11 protein-coding genes and 2 tRNA genes are annotated in these 14,617 nt (G+C 71.2%); 5 read left to right on the top strand and 8 right to left on the bottom strand.

Annotated features, from left to right (window positions below; genetic code table 11):
• The first annotated feature begins 88 nt into the window (after window positions 1–88).
• Window positions 89–1,759 (top strand): glycoside hydrolase family 43 protein, encoded by a 1,671-nt coding sequence (locus F4560_RS09075; RefSeq protein ID WP_184918564.1) that lies wholly within the window; start codon window positions 89–91, stop codon window positions 1,757–1,759.
• A 183-nt stretch (window positions 1,760–1,942) separates the two neighbouring features.
• Window positions 1,943–2,698, top strand: coding sequence for a hypothetical protein (locus F4560_RS09070; RefSeq protein ID WP_184918562.1), 756 nt, complete (start codon window positions 1,943–1,945; stop codon window positions 2,696–2,698).
• 9 nt (window positions 2,699–2,707) lie between these two features.
• Here the strand turns inward: F4560_RS09070 and F4560_RS09065 are convergent.
• Window positions 2,708–2,780, bottom strand: a tRNA-Leu gene (locus tag F4560_RS09065).
• 44 nt (window positions 2,781–2,824) lie between these two features.
• A tRNA-Glu gene (locus tag F4560_RS09060) sits at window positions 2,825–2,896 on the bottom strand.
• 400 nt (window positions 2,897–3,296) lie between these two features.
• On the opposite strand from F4560_RS09060, the gene F4560_RS09055 reads away from it, so the two are divergent.
• The 3 genes from F4560_RS09055 to F4560_RS09045 are packed head-to-tail and all read left to right on the top strand — an operon-like array spanning window position 3,297 to window position 5,243.
• A complete protein-coding gene (locus F4560_RS09055; RefSeq protein ID WP_221483418.1) occupies window positions 3,297–3,701 on the top strand; it encodes a hypothetical protein in 405 nt (134 codons plus the stop codon).
• Window positions 3,698–4,924 carry an MFS transporter gene (locus tag F4560_RS09050; RefSeq protein ID WP_184918558.1) on the top strand — a complete coding sequence of 409 codons (1,227 nt, stop codon included), beginning with the start codon at window positions 3,698–3,700 and terminating at the stop codon, window positions 4,922–4,924. Before F4560_RS09055 ends, F4560_RS09050 begins: the two co-directional genes overlap by 4 nt.
• 40 nt (window positions 4,925–4,964) lie before the next feature.
• Entirely contained in the window at window positions 4,965–5,243 is a 279-nt protein-coding gene (locus tag F4560_RS09045; RefSeq protein WP_184918556.1) for a hypothetical protein, read from the top strand.
• 15 nt (window positions 5,244–5,258) lie between these two features.
• Here F4560_RS09045 and F4560_RS09040 read toward each other — a convergent pair whose 3' ends face one another.
• From F4560_RS09040 to F4560_RS09015, 6 genes are read right to left on the bottom strand one after another with little or no spacing between them, the layout of a single operon-like run.
• Window positions 5,259–6,788, bottom strand: coding sequence for a thiopeptide-type bacteriocin biosynthesis protein (locus F4560_RS09040; RefSeq protein ID WP_184918554.1), 1,530 nt, complete (start codon window positions 6,786–6,788; stop codon window positions 5,259–5,261).
• Window positions 6,785–7,894 (bottom strand): hypothetical protein, encoded by a 1,110-nt coding sequence (locus tag F4560_RS09035; protein WP_184918552.1) that lies wholly within the window; start codon window positions 7,892–7,894, stop codon window positions 6,785–6,787. The genes F4560_RS09040 and F4560_RS09035 overlap by 4 nt, the downstream gene beginning before the upstream one ends.
• Complete coding sequence (locus tag F4560_RS09030) at window positions 7,891–9,549, bottom strand: TOMM precursor leader peptide-binding protein (protein WP_184918550.1); 1,659 nt, start codon at window positions 9,547–9,549, stop codon at window positions 7,891–7,893. Before F4560_RS09030 ends, F4560_RS09035 begins: the two co-directional genes overlap by 4 nt.
• Window positions 9,546–11,117 carry a hypothetical protein gene (locus F4560_RS09025; RefSeq protein WP_184918548.1) on the bottom strand — a complete coding sequence of 524 codons (1,572 nt, stop codon included), beginning with the start codon at window positions 11,115–11,117 and terminating at the stop codon, window positions 9,546–9,548. The genes F4560_RS09030 and F4560_RS09025 overlap by 4 nt, the downstream gene beginning before the upstream one ends.
• Complete coding sequence (locus F4560_RS09020) at window positions 11,114–12,187, bottom strand: lantibiotic dehydratase C-terminal domain-containing protein (protein ID WP_184918546.1); 1,074 nt, start codon at window positions 12,185–12,187, stop codon at window positions 11,114–11,116. The genes F4560_RS09025 and F4560_RS09020 overlap by 4 nt, the downstream gene beginning before the upstream one ends.
• A complete protein-coding gene (locus F4560_RS09015; protein WP_184918544.1) occupies window positions 12,184–14,598 on the bottom strand; it encodes a lantibiotic dehydratase in 2,415 nt (804 codons plus the stop codon). Before F4560_RS09015 ends, F4560_RS09020 begins: the two co-directional genes overlap by 4 nt.
• Between the last annotated feature and the right edge of the window lie 19 nt (window positions 14,599–14,617).

Raw genomic sequence — 14,617 nt, 5'->3', positions numbered from 1 at the left:
CGTATCGCATTTCCCGCTTCGTTCGATACCGGAATCAGTACGGTCCACGGCATTCCACGCCGAGTAGGTCGGCGGCAGGATGAGAGGTATGCGACGTACCACCCTGCTCGTCGCCGCGATCGCGGCCTTAAGCCTCGTGCCCGCACCGGTCTCGGCCCAACCGGCCCAACCGGCCCACCCCGTCCGGGCGACCGACGCGACCTTCCACAACGACGCCGCCACCCCCGGCGCGGACCCGTTCGTGCTGTTCGACCGCCCCAGCGGTTACTACTACGCGTACTCCACGGAGGGCGCCGACCCCGGCCACCACTTCGGCATCTACCGCTCCCCCGACCTCGCCACGTGGGAGCACCTGCCCGGTGGCGCGCTGCGGGCGGGGCAGGACGGCGACTGGGCGCACGACTGGTTCTGGGCGCCCGAGGTCTACCACAACCCGGAAACCGGCCTGTACTTCCTGTTCTACGCCGCCAGGATGAACCGCGGCGTGGCCGAGCACTTCCGGCACGCGGACTTCGAAGAGCCGTGCAAGGTCGGCGTCGCGGTGTCGCGCTCGCCGGCCGGGCCGTTCCACGACATCGCCGAAGCGCCGCTGGACTACTCCCCCTACGACCCCACCTACCACGACGTCAACCTCATCATGGACGCCGCGCAGAAGAAGCCGCCCGCCACGCTGGAGGAGGGCCGGACCGCCCCGCTCGGGACCTACATCCCTTACATCGACCCGAACGTGTACTTCGACGCCGACGGACGGATCTACCTGTACTTCTCCCGCAACGCCTACCGGAACTGGGTGTGGGACGACGACCTGGGCAAGTACATCGAGGAGTCCAACATCTACGCCGTCGAGCTGACCGGCGACTGGTGGCGCGACCCCACCGGCCGGACCATGCCGACCATCGCGCCCGCGTACGTCAACAGCAACCGTGCGCCGAACGATCCGCCCGGTGTCCGCAAGGACGGCTATGTCCCCGTCCTGGACTACGGCTCGGACAAGCAGGCGTGGGAGAACGCGCACGTCCACGACTACGCGAAGTCCGGTGGCCAGAAGAAGGACCGCCGGTGGGCCGAGGGCTCGACCACGATCCGGACCGTCGACTCGCAGGGGAATCCCCGCTACTACCTGACCTACTCGGCCAACAACTACGAGAACGAGTTCTACGGCGTCGGCTACGCGACCGCCACCAGCCCACTCGGGCCGTGGCACAAGAGTTCCGCGAACCCCGTGCTGTCCCAGGACCCGGCGCAGGGCCTGTACTCGACCGGACACGGCAGCATCATCGACTCACCGGACGGCACGCAGCTCTACTACGTCCACCACGGCCGCCCGTCCACCACCTCGTCCCGCGCGCTGTACACCTCGCGCCTGCACCTCGGCGACGACCTGTCCATCGAAGCGTCCACAAAGGACCAGCTCGTGCCGTCCGGCGTAGGACCACTGCGAATCCGCGCCGACGACCGCGTCCTGCGTCCCCGCCCGAACGGCCCCGCGACCACCACCGTCCACGTGACCAGCGCCCACGGCGCCGAGTTCACGCTGACCAACCCGCAAAACCGCATCCGCGCCGAGCTGCATCCCGCCGACGCGGGCACAGTCGTCGTCCGCGGCAACCAGATCACCGCGACTGCTCACAGTCCGGCCCGGCTCACCGTCGTGTACCAGCGTCAGCGAGCCGACGGCACTTACCACGACACAGCCAACACCGGACCGCACCACAACGTTCCCGTCCAGCTCACGATCCCGTTGCTGCCCCGCCGCTGAGCACTGGTTCAGCCCGCTCCCGAAGATCGACCGGGAGCGGGCCGGCCGGAGCCGCACATGTCCGGTGTTCACCGGACACCAGTGGAGCCACCGACCTCATAACGTGACGATCAGCTGTGGCATCGGCGCACGCGTGCCGTCAAGGCGACAGACCCACTGATCGACAACCCTGGAGGATGTGGCGTGACCACCCCATCGACAACCGGTCGCCGGCGAAGGCTGGGCAAGGGCCTTGCGGCGGTCCTCGCCGCTGGTCTCCTGCTCTCCGCATGCGGAGGCGGCGGCGGTGGGGGCATGACTCCGACTCCTCCGACTCCCCCCAGCCTCAAGTCGCTCGAAGAGGTGAGGGCCGCCACCATCGAGAGCTGGCGCGCCTGCGACATGTTCGCCGACCACGTGCGCGAGCTCGCCGAGTTCCTCGACCACAAGAAGTTCACCGACGAGCTGGCCAGCGGGAACGGTTCCATCACCGCCGGGGTCCGGAACTGCGAGGGGCGCGCCCTCTTCTACGAGGACCCCAAGCACAAGAGCAGCGATGCCAAGGGGCTGATCGAGATCGGGTTCGGCCGCGCCAACATGGAGCGCGATCTTTATCACGAGGAGAAGTACAAGACGCCGACCGGGCGCTACGACCTGACGCTGCAACTCATGCGCAAAAACTATGGGAGCGAGGGCAACGTTGCCGAGCGCGCCGTGGACGGCCCGTGGGACAAGGCGATCGTCCTCCTGGGGGACACCGGCACCGGTACGACTCTCAGTGCTTTCATCGTGGACACCAAGCGCGACTTCATGCTCCGACTGTCCTTCGGTGGTGTGGACATGAAGTACCACGGGCCCCACCTGACGTGGACCTGGGACAAGGCCGCGAAGCACTTCCGCGAGGTCACCATGGTGAACGCCTACCAGGCGATGGTCGATCGCTACGACAAGGCGAAATAGTGCCGGACGTGCCCCCACCAGGATTCGAACCTGGACCGAACGCGTTCTGAGCGCGTTGCCTCTACCGTTGGGCTACAGGGGCGTGCTGAGCTGAAGAGGCAGTCGGGGCGCCAGGCACCCCGGTCGTAGCGCGTACGGGAGTCGAACCCGCGTCATCGGAGTGAAAGTCCGGTGTCCGTTCCGCTGGACCAACGCGCTCTGCAATAAATTGTCAACCGACACATCGAATCCGGTGATGAACGGCATTCGAAAAGTGATTTCCGGTGCCCGAAATAGTGGAGCCGCCCGGATCGGTTTCCCGATGGGCGGCTCCCTGTCCACGTGACCAGATCAGGTCAGGGCAGGGAGTCCGCGCAGGCCAGAAGCTCTTCCCGCTGGAGCGGGAGAGCACTGCGTTCATCGACGGACGGGCACGTGGCGGCGATCGCGGTGCTTTGCGGCAAGCGCTGCGAACCTCGCTTTCCCATGCTCGTCATGACTCCGACTCCCTCGTCTCGCGGTGTGATTCGAGTATGCGGGCACGGCGCGCATTACCGCAATGGCTTTTCCGCGTGATGGCCCGGCACGGGAACTCCCCCGTAAGATCGTCGTCGGACGGATGTCGGCTGCGGACCTGATGTTCACCGGGTGCCGCCCGCTGTTCGCAACGGCGTCCGGCGGACGGGTGACCGCGGTGCCGGGTGGCGTCGTCGTGTCGGGGCGGTGGCTGTACGACTCGGTGTGCGACACCCTGCACTCGGCCGGGCTCGAACGCCGCCCGCTCACGGCGCTGGAAGCGGCGACCGTCGGGCGTGACCGCGCCTACCTCGCCCGGCTCTGCGTGCGGGCGGTGCACCGGCTGGTGGAGCTGTCCGGCACCGCCGCCCACTTCGAAGACCACCCGATCGCACGGCACTGGCGCGATCTGCACATGATGTCCGCGCACCGCGACGTGAACTGGGCGACGCACGCCCGCGCGCACGCCCGCGCGCACGCCGAGCTGACCCTGGAGACCCGCCGATGAGCACCGTCGACTTCCTCCGCCGCGACAAACGCTGGCTGTCCGGGGGTTTCCTGCTGTTCCTGTTGTCCTGCTTCGGCCAGACGTTCTTCATCTCCCTGTTCGGCAACGACATCCGCGCCGAGCACGGCCTGTCCCACGGGCAGTTCGGCGGCCTGTACATGGCGGCGACGCTGGTGAGCGCCCTCGTGCTGACCAAAGCCGGCCCGGCGGTCGACCGGTACCCGGCGCGGCACGTCGTGCTGGTGGCCGTGCCGATGCTCGCGCTGGGCGCGTTCGCCATGGCTGCGTCCGGCCACGTGATCGTGCTGTTCGCCGCCGTGGTCCTGCTGCGCTTCTTCGGGCAGGGCATGATGACCCACATCGCGTTCACCGTGGTGGGCCGCTGGTTCACCGGCGAGCGCGGTCGGGCGATGTCGGTGTCGACCCTGGGCCTGAACGCCGGTGAGGCGTTGTTCCCGCTGCTGGTGGTGCTCATGGTGGCAGCGGCCGGCTGGCGCCAGGTGTGGTGGCTCGGCGCGGTCGTCCTCCTGGTCGCGGCCTTCGCGGTGGCCGCGCTGTTCCGCCGTGAACGCATGCCGGCGCCGGACGCCGTGCACAGCGCTCGCGTGTCCACGCCGAGCTGGACCAGACGGCAGGCGTTGCGCGATCCGTACTTCTACCTCGTCTGCCTGGCCATGGGCGCGCCCGCGCTGATCGGCAACACGGTGTTCTTCAACCAGGTGCACCTGGCCGACCTGCGCGGGTGGCCGCTCCAGGTGACGGCGACGGCGTTCACGGTGTACGCGGTGTCGACGGTGGTGTTCAACGTGATCGGCGGTCACCTGGTCGACCGGCTGACCGCGTTGCGCCTGGTGCCGCTCTTCCTGCTGCCGCTCGGCGGCGGGCTGCTGGTGCTGGGCCTGACGGAGGCCCAGTGGGGCCTGTTCGCCTTCATGGCCCTCTACGGCGTGACGAACGGCCTGTCACTCAGCCTGTTCGGCGCGACGTGGCCGGAGATCTACGGCGTGGACCACCTTGGCGCGATCCGTTCGGTGGTGGTGGCGATCCTGGTCTTCGCCTCGGCCGCCGGTCCAGGGCTGAGCGGCCTGCTGATCGACGGCGGCGTCGGCTACCCGCACCAGGTCGTCGTGCTGGGCGTCTACTGCGTCGCGGTGTCCGCGCTCATGGTGAAGGTGATCGCCCACGTTCGGAACCGCCGTCACCGAGTCACCCAATCGGTGTAAGGCGGTAGCCTCGGGAGTCACGACGAACGGGAGTTGGGCGATGAACGAGAACCACGAACCGGTGATCGACGCCGAGATCGTCGAGGAGCAGGCGCCGCCGACCGCGGTGCCGGCCGGTGACTACAGCGAGGGCGGTGTGCCGACCTTCGAGCACGTCCGCGACCGCATTGAGAGCCGGGTCGCCACCGGCATCGGGACCGAGGAGCTCGCGGAGGCCACCCCGGAGGCCAAGGCGGTCGAGGACCAGTTCGAGGCACGTCGGCAGGCCGGGCTCGACAAGCTCGAAGAGATCCGCCGCTCGATGCGTGGCGACGCCTGACGGTAAAACAGCAGGTCAGACGGACGCCAGCGGCATCAGGTAGACCAGGGTGTCGTCCACGCCGTCCAGGCACAGCACGTCGTGCGCCATGTCGTCGTAGAAGCCGCCGATCATGCCCAGCGCCAGCCCCGACGACGCGGCGACCAGCGCGAGGTTCTGCGCCAGGTGCCCGGCCTCCGTGAACGCCAACCGCAGCGCCCGCAGGCCGTACGCCGCCCGTAACTCACCAATCCGCGTGTACAGGGCAAGCACGGCGGGCGTCGTGGCCGGGTCCACCCTTCCCTCCCCCTCGCCGAACCACATCGAGGACGCGCGCACGTCGTCCACCGGCGGCGCGGGCGCGACGTGGACCAGCGTCCGCCGCACCTCGTCCACCTCGTACACGCCCGGCTCCAGCCCGGTCACCCGCAACGCCACCACCCGCAGCCTCGCGCTGTGCCGTGCTCCCGCGCTCGGGTACGGCCTGCGCCCGTCCGGGAGAGCACCCTGCGCCGTCCACAGCAGGGTCGCCAACTGCCTGGCGTCCAGCGGGCCGGACAGCTCCGGGCCACGGGCGGTGTGCCGGGCCAGCAACGCGTCGGCCAGGGCACCGGACACGGGCGCGGCGTCGGGCAGCGGCACGTCCGGCCACCACGGCAGAGTCGGCGACGTGACCTCTACCTTGAGCGGACCCTGGTCCGGCACGCCCGAGTGGAACTTGCTGGCCGCCAGGTAACGCCGGTCGGCTGCCGTCGCGCCGTCTTCGTGGAACGGCGTCGGCCCGTCCGGAGCTTCGGCCGTCATCGCCACCAGCCGGCAGACGGTGCGCTCCTCCTCCGGGCCGAGACCCAGGCGGTTGAACAGCATGTGCAGCTGCGAGGCCCAGACGTAACGCGGCAGGTCCACCGCCCGCACCTGGTCCGCCCAGTACCCCACCGCACCCGTCGCGCGTGATTCGAGCCGGTCCCACCGGGCGGCGAGGTGGGTCGCACGTGCCTCGTGCAACGTCCGCGCGGCGATGTGGGAACGCATCCCCGGCGGGGCGACGGGCTCGCGCGCCTGCCGCCACCCCGTCGCCAGGGAACGCAGCCACGACGCCGCCTCCACCCGGTCCAGCTTCACCGCGATCGTCGTGGCCATCACCAGCTCCACGGCTGCGGTGAACTTCGACCCCGCCGACCGCAGCACGGCCACCGCCACCTCGGTGCTGCGGCAGAACACCGCCTCGGCGACCGGTAGCGACTCCGGCCCGCCGTACCGCTCCACCTCGGGCACGTACGGCATCTCGCGGACGTCACCGTGCGGCAGCCAGTCGGGAGACGAGACCACCACCGGGCGATCAGCCCCCGCGACGAGCGAACGCAACCGATCGGCCAGGTCCACGGCCGCGTCACGCACCCGGACGCGCAGGTGCGGGCCGGCCTCCCAGTACCGCACGTAGAACCAGTCGGCGACACGTCCCGCCGCACGGTGCCCGTCCAACTCGGGTGCGAGGACGTCGGCGATGAACGCGTCGACGTCCTCGACCGCCCACGACAGCCGCACGTGCAGGCTGGTCCACGTCATGACGTCTCCAGTGGGGTGAGGTCGTAGGTGAAGCCCGTGCCACGCGGGCGGCCGACGAGCAGCAGGTAGAGCAGCGTGTGCGACGCGGGCGCGCCGACCATGGCCTCCAGCGGTCCGTCGTCGGTGCTGCGCGCGGGCCGGCAGAACGCCCCGGAGCGCGCCGTCGCCGTGCACACGTGCTGCGCGGTCGCACCGGCCGCACGCAGCAGCGCCCGGTAGCCGTCCGGACCGTCGGACGCCACGGCGGCGGCCGGGTCACCGGTCGTCACCAGCGCGAGGTTCATCGAGGCGACGTGGATCGTCCCGGGCGGATGGCCGAACACCGGCTGCAACCCCGCCACGGCCGGCCCCGGTGACACCAGCCGCAGCCCACCGTCCACGGCGTACCAGCCATCGTCGACACCCACGACGTTCCGCACGCCGAGCCGGTGCCGCAGGTCGTCCCGCACAGGCGACCCGGCGGGCGGGTGATCAAGAGCCTCGACCACCGCTTGCAGCACGCTCAAAGGCAATGGCCGGGGATCGGCCGCGACACCACGCGGACCCACTCCCGAACTTCGAAGCGGAACAGGAGCCGGGTCGGCAACGCCTTCGAACGCCACCGTGACGGTCAGCCCGGACACCCGCGCGTCGAGACCGAGCCGTGCCGCGTGCTCGACCAACGCCCCCGCGACGTGCCCGACTTCCAACTCCGTGAGCACGTCACCGAACTCGCGGTATCCGGGCGAGAGACGATCGCGGCGGCGGACCAGCTCGACCCGCACCGGCCCGTCGATCACCGGAGTTCCTTCGCCGACCAGCACCCGGCGCACCGGATCAAGCAGCCACCGGCCCTCCACCACCAGGTCGACGGTGGACGCGGCCCGTGCCGACGGGTACGCGCGGTGGTCGTTGTACTGGTTCCACGGCTCCCACCGCAGCGGGGTCGCCACGTCGGTCAGCAGCCGGGCCAACGCCGCTCCGAAGCGTCCGCGCAACGAGGTCAGCGGCACGCGTGGCCCCTCCGGAGCGGCCGTGCGCGGCGACGTCCCCGGCTCGACCACCCGCCCCGGCCCGTGGGTGTAGGCGGCGCGCAAGGCCTCGGCGTTCACGGGAACGGCCTTCACGGGAACGGATGGGGCAGCGGAGGACCAGCGAGGCGCAGCCGCGGTATGCCTTGCGTGCGCCGGTTCAGCTCACCGAACGTCATCGGCACGGTGCCGGGCACGATCACCTTCGCCGAGTGCAGGCCGAGCCGGTCACGCACCACCGGGTCGCTCTGGTCGACCGCGATCACCTCCAACCCCAACCCCGCCCACTTGCGCACGTAGTGCTCCAGCAACGCGTCCAGGTCGTCGCGCGGCACGTCCGGCACCCGCAGATCCACCTCAGGTCCCGGCACCAGGAAGTCGTGCCGCTCGACGGCCTCCGTCAGGCCGTTGACGTTCACGTGGTCCTCCATGCCCCGGATCAGCCGGGGGTCGCGGAGCAGTCGCCGCAGCCGGTCCGTGTCGTAGTCACCGGGCTCGACGCGGTAGCGCTTGGCGCCCGCCTCCACGTCCATCACCACCTCGGCCGCCGCCGACCGCATCGCCGCGTCCGGGTCCAGCCCGGCACCGGCGGCGAAGAAGGCGTGCGGCTGCCGGGGAGAACGCGCGAGCGACAGCACCGACGGCACACCCAGGTCGTTGGTGGCGTCGTAGAGCTCCAGCCGATAGCCGAGCTGTGCCAACCGGTCCGCGATGTGCGCGGTGACGTCGTCGCGCACGCGCAGGCTCCGCAACGGCGTCCGCTGGTACCAGGCCATCAGGAACGCGTCCCGTTCGGCGACCTCGAACAGCCCGTACAGCACGGCTTCGGTGAGGCTGTTGCCGGCGCCGCACCCGTTGGACGTCTCGTCCACGAACCGCCTTTCACCGTACCCCCAGTACGCCACGTGCTCGGGCACCAGGACCGGCCGCCCGTGGGTGTACGACCAACCGTGCACCCACCGGGTCCGCACGTCCGGGTGGTACGGCACGACGTGCGGCGACTCGTGGTCGGGCAGGCCGAGCCGCGTCGGATCGAGCGCACGATCGCCCAGCTCCGCGTACGACGCCTCCACGACCGTGGTGACGCGCCGGGGACGCATGCCCGCGTGCCGTTCCACGGCTTCGTACAGCGCGACCCGTTCGGCCTCGGCGTAGTCGGCGGTGCGGCCGAACCCGGCCTGCCCACCACCCAGCTCGGCACTCACCGCCGCCACGGTCAGGTCACCGATGCGGTACATCCCGCCGACCGGACCGTGCCTGAGGTCGAACAGCTCACGCCGCAGGGCGTCGCCCTCGGTGAGCGGGTTCGGCCCGCGCAACGTGCCGGGAACCACCGGGACGGGCTCGCGGACCACCGTCTCCGGTGAATCCTCGGGCAGAGGGCCGCACGTCGGGCAGCCACCGGGCCGGGGGCGCACCCGGTGCTCCCCCACCGTCGCCAGGTCGGTCCGCAACGCGACCACCTTGTCGCGGTAGGCAGCGGGATCGGCCAGCACCCGGTCGACCAGCACTGTCACCAACGGTCGCAACGCCGGAGACGCCAAGCCTCCCAACCGCATCCGCCGATCCCCACGCGGCACGGACGAGCCGAGCGTGGCCAGCCGTGCGTCCTCGGCACAGCCCACGCACACCCCGTCCGACACCGGCCCGATCAGCACCAGAGCGCCGTCGAACCGCACCGGCAGCACGGGACCGATGCCGTCCAGGTCACCGATCGTGTAGTCGGCCAGCTCCACCACCCGCACGGTCACCGGCCGTCCTCCTGAACCGCGAACGCCACCAGGCCCGCCGCCTCCAGCACGGGACCGAGGTGCACCGGTTTGACGTCCGCCGCGAGCGCCCGCAGGTCGTCCTGGAACGCCTCTTCGCCGTCCCGCAGGCCATACGGCCAGTACCAGTCCCGGTTCGTCCACGGTGCGGCGGCCCCATCGGGTTCGGCGAAGGGCGCGGCACCGCACAGCACGACTGTTCCGGTGACCCCGGCCTGCGCCCGTCCGGCGGCGGCCATCGCGGCGAACGCGACGGCGTCCGCCGGTGACGCTTCGACCGCCCAGGACAGCTCCTCACCGTCGGCCCGCACCACCGCACGGACCACCCGCGGACCGAGCCTGGTCACCTCGACCACGGCGGGCAGGGCGAACCGGAGCGTCACGGCCTTCCACCAACGCCGGGCGGTCGGGTCGGCGGCCCACTCGTCCTCTTCGACCGTTGTGCCGTCGAGGTGCCGAACGGCCGTGCGCAGGGCCAAACCGAGTGCGTGCACCTGATCCGCGCCGAGCACCACGCCGTCCGGTGCAAGTGAACGTGCGGAGCGGAGCAGGGCGTCGAGCCGGGCGGCGTGCTCGGTGGTGCCGAACCCGACCACGTCACCGGACGCGGCCAGCTTGACCGGCAACTGCGGCAGCTCACCGGGCAGCGGAGTCGGCACCGGCCCCAATTCCCGATCGCCCAACACGTCCAGCACCGTGCCGTTCGGCTCCTGTGGCCGGACCGGAGACAGCCACGGGTGGTACTCGGCGTGCAGCGGGTCGAGCCGGGCCACGAGGACGGCTTGGTGCGGCGGCCCGGTCGGCGGCACGTCGCTCCACATGTCCACCACCTCGGTGGACGGGTCGGGAAGCCCGCCCACCGCGCACACGAGCCGGTGCGCCGCAGCCGATCCGACCAGCGCGGCCAATACCTCCGGCGGTGGCCCCGACGCGCCCGCCAACCGTTCCGCCACCGCCACCGCGTCGGCCTGCACGTCCGCGACCGAACCCGGCGCGACCACGAAACCGGCGTCGGCGGCGCACCCGGCGGCTACGGCGTGCGCGCCGCCGACCAGGAGTAGACCGGCACCGGGCCGCAGCGTGACGTCCAGGCCCACGGCGACGAGAGCACGGTGGGCGTGAGCTGCCAAGGCACCCTCACCAGTCACCACGACCATCGCCGACCGGAGCCGCTGCCACGCCTCAAGCGGTGACGGCGCGACGGATTCCAGCCAGCTCGCGATGTCGGCAGGCACGTCGTCACCCGACTGTGCTTCACCCCACTGTCCTTCACTCCACTGGGCGGGCACCTCCACCAGCATGTCGTGCTCGTGGAGCTGGCCGATGAGCAGTTCCAACGCACGCGCCACGGCCGGCGACGCGTTCTCCGGCACGGCCAACTGCTCCGGCGGCACGCCGTCGGCCAGCGGACCGGCCAAGCGCTCCCAGATCGTCCACAGCCCCTTGCCGCCGTCGAGCGTGAAGCTGGAACGCCACCCCCGCACGTGCAGACCGGTCGCCGTGGGCGTGGCGTGCACGATCGGCCGCAGCCGCAACAACACCGCGCTCAACGGATCACCTTCGCCATCTGCGCGACGTGCTCCGACCACCCGATGCCGGTGATCCGCTGCACCGCCCGCACGACCAGGCTCGCGGCGAGGTAGCGCTCGACGGGCGTCACGTCGCACACGGACAGCAGCTGGTAGAGCATGTTCGTCCCGAAGCGGTAGACGGTGACGGGCCGCTGGTAGTCCGGGTGGTCGAAGTCGACCTCCCGCAACCTGACGTGGTAGTCGCTGATCCGGTCGGTGGAGTCGCGGTGCCAGCGCCGGATCGCCTCGTCCTCACCCATCTCCAGCGCGCGCTCGCCGAGCTGCGTCGAATACTCGGTGGGCAGTTCGCCCTGGTCGAACGCCTCCTCGATCACCGCACGGGTGCCGTCCGTCCACGTCACCCACGGCGTGGTGACCGCGCCCTCGGCGACACCCCGGACCGTCTCGACCACCTGATCGGCATTCCGCTGCCACACCGCGTCGAACCGGGCGCGCAGGACGCCGTCCGGGTCACTGTGGAGCAGGAAGCCTTCCAGGTGCGACAGGAACGAGTGGTACCCGTTGACCAGGCCCGCCGGGAACCTGCTCGCGTGCGCCGTCATCGCGATCATGGCGAGCCGCACGCGTGACTGGCTGGTGCCGTCCACGGCCACAGCGTCGGCGATCGCGGGGACGCCGAGCCTCAGGCACCGGGTGCGCAGGTCGACCAGTGCGTCGGACACCAGAAGTTGCCGCAGAGTCGTGAGGTCGGTCGGCTCGACGACCACGGTGTTGTCCGGGCGGATCGGCTCGTACGGCGGCGGAACCAGCTCGGCGATCCCGTTCTGCTTGGCCTGCGCGAGCAGCATGTCGTGATCGGCGTCCACAGTGGACGGATTGATCGCCAGGTATGCACGGATGCGCGAGGCGACGAGAGCGGCTTGGTCCGGCCCGTCCAGCCGCACCCGCACGTGCGGCCCGTGCAACCAGTGCCGCTCCACGTGCCCGGTCGCGCCCGCACGTTCCGCCTCCGCGAGCGCCGGCAGGACGGCATCGCGGAGCAGCGGCGCCTTCACCGGGTCGTGGTAGTAGCAGACGACGTCCGTCACGAGGCCCTCCAGTACGTTTCCGCGATCAGTTCGACCACCCGGCTGTCCCCGACACCGGGCACGGGCAACGCCTCGGTCAGCCGCACGCCGTCCGGGAACCGCGCCAGCAGACGCGGCAGGCAGCGCAGGTGCAGCGGGTCGCCCAGGTCGGCGTACTGCGGTTTACCCGCCGTGAGCGCGCGTTGGTAGGCGTCGGCCGACACGGGCCCCCGGTCCGGCCCGACGAAGACGTGCTCGGGCAGCCCGTGCCGGGCGCGCAACCGTGCCACGTCGAGCGCCGACCGTTCCTCCGCGCCGACCGACGGCGGCACGGCGAAGTCCCAGGAACGACGTGCCAGCACCACATCCCCGTACGTCAACCGGCCCCGAGTGGTCACCTCGCCGTCCGTCGTGGCGGCGCGCAGCCGGTCGAGGTCCACCCAGCCGCAGGCGAGATCTGAGTACAGCGGCACCTGTCGGTCCGGCAGCGCGAGCGGGATCAGGAAACCCAGGTACAGCACGTCGAGCGGCACACCTCGGTGCGTCACCCGGACCTCGTCGGTCACCGGGTCGTGCCGCACGTCCAACTCGTCGGCGACCAGGTCGGCCCACCGGGCGTCCTCGCCGACCTCGCGGGCGCCGAGCAACGGGTGCAGGTTGGCGTTGAAGCCCTGCACCGGGCGGAACTGCACTGGGTTGGTGGTGTGGCGGCGCACCTGATGGGTCACGGCGTCGCGCGCGCCGGGCAGCAGGTCGAGGAAGCGGCTGGTGAACTTGCCGAACCCGGCGTAGACGCGGTTGACCACCAGCCGACCGTCGTGGGTCGGTTGGGCGAAGAAGCCGTACGAGCCGGTGCGGCGGGTAGCCCACGCGGGCAGCAGGTCGGCGGCGGACGCCAGCACGTCGTCCGTCACCACGCCGTCGTGGACCTGCCCGGCCAGCTTGTCACGCATCCCGATGACGGCACGGATGTCCGGGTCGTCCACCTCATCGACGTTCATGGACTCCTGCCACGCCTGTGACAGCGGCGCGGAGCAGTCGGCCAACGTCGCCACACCACCTTCACCGAACCGTTCCACGAACCTGGCCCGGATCAGCCGCCTCAGCAACACGTGCTGGTCGAACGCCACCAGCAGCGGGGTGAGGCGGGTCAACGCGGGCGCGGCACCCGGCGGCACGGGCACCGGTTCGGGCAGCAGCACGTCCTCGACCACCGGGGTCACGCCGGTCAGGTCCGCGCCGACCCGCTCGCCCAGGTCACGCCAGCCCTCGGAGAGCTCCGCGAGGACGGCCGCGCGGGTCGGCGGGTCGGCGGTCGCGAACGCGGCGGTGGTCGTGGCGAGAGTGGTCAGCCTGCGGGCGGTGTCGTCGTCGGTCGGCGCCAGCCAGGAGGCCAGCGAGCCGACCGCGTCCGGGTCCTGGGGGTGGATCGGGGACACCGGGACCAGCAGGCCCAGGTCGAGCGTCTTCGCCACGAACGCGCGTGCCGTGCGGTCCGCGTCCGGAGTGGTCAGCTTGGCCGCCAGCGCCCCGGCGATCCGGTCCAGTGACAGCCCGTCCGGCCCCGCCTCGCGCACGACCTCGATCAGGAATCGCAAGGGGCGTGACGCGGCGACGTTCACCTCTTCCTCGCGGACCACCGCAGCGCGACCGACGCCCTCGACCGGGACGTCACGGCGGAACAGCAGGCGGCCTTCGCGTTCCCTGAGGGCGGGCGCGAGCCGGTGCGGCATCCGCAGGCTCAGGGCGTCGACCAGCCTCGTCACGAGCAGTCGGTGCACCGCCGGATGTGACACCGGCTCAGCCGCAGGCCACGGCCCTTCGCCCCACACGCCCCAGCCGACGTGCGTGTACCAGGACAGCGGGCTGGTCTTGGAAGTCGCGCGCAACGCGTACCGCAGCACCGTCGGCTCCGCCTTGCGCGCCTTGCGGTCGGGCTCACCCCGTCCCCGTGCGGTGCGGTCCAAGCCGTGCAACAGGTCCGGGCCGGTCAGCACGCTCGCGCGGCGCAGCGCGTCGGTCGCGCACACCTCCGCGAGCCATTTGCGGGCCTCGGCGAGGTCGTGCGGCCACGCGGCCAGCACCGCGTCCACCGCTCGTGCCAGCTCTTCATGCGCTGCCAACCACTCCCCCAGCAGCGGCACCCGTTCCGGCAACGTGCCCAACGCCGTAGGACGCGGGACGCGGCCGTTGTGCACATCGCGGCGCAGCGGCAGCACGACCTTGTGGTGGAAGAAGGTCGAGTGGCCGGCGGCGCTGTCGTGCAGGGCGTCGGCGAGATCCGGCGCCAGCGCGGCGATCCGGGCCTCGGCCGCGACCACCGCGTCCAAGCCTTGCCGGAAGTCGGAGGGGACTGGTCGGGGGTGCGGCAGCGCGGCCACCCGGACCAGCGCGTACGGCGCGAGTTCGGTGGTGGTGCGGTCACTGGCCATCCGGTGCTCCCCGTGGTGT

The sequence above is a fragment of the Saccharothrix ecbatanensis genome, from assembly GCF_014205015.1.
In the GTDB taxonomy this organism is placed as follows: Bacteria; Actinomycetota; Actinomycetes; order Mycobacteriales; family Pseudonocardiaceae; genus Actinosynnema; species Actinosynnema ecbatanense.
The sequence above is the reverse complement of the archived record's forward strand: the minus strand, read 5'-3'. Positions and strand labels throughout refer to the sequence as shown.

Excerpts from the sequence above, each read along its gene's own strand:
- F4560_RS09045 (WP_184918556.1), top strand. The coding sequence starts at position 4,965 with ATGAACGAGAACCACGAACCGGTGATCGACGCCGAGATCGTCGAGGAG.
- F4560_RS09050 (WP_184918558.1), top strand. The coding sequence starts at position 3,698 with ATGAGCACCGTCGACTTCCTCCGCCGCGACAAACGCTGGCTGTCCGGG.
- F4560_RS09015 (WP_184918544.1), bottom strand. The coding sequence starts at position 14,598 with ATGGCCAGTGACCGCACCACCACCGAACTCGCGCCGTACGCGCTGGTC.
- F4560_RS09075 (WP_184918564.1), top strand. The coding sequence starts at position 89 with ATGCGACGTACCACCCTGCTCGTCGCCGCGATCGCGGCCTTAAGCCTC.
- F4560_RS09040 (WP_184918554.1), bottom strand. The coding sequence starts at position 6,788 with ATGACGTGGACCAGCCTGCACGTGCGGCTGTCGTGGGCGGTCGAGGAC.
- F4560_RS09055 (WP_221483418.1), top strand. The coding sequence starts at position 3,297 with ATGTCGGCTGCGGACCTGATGTTCACCGGGTGCCGCCCGCTGTTCGCA.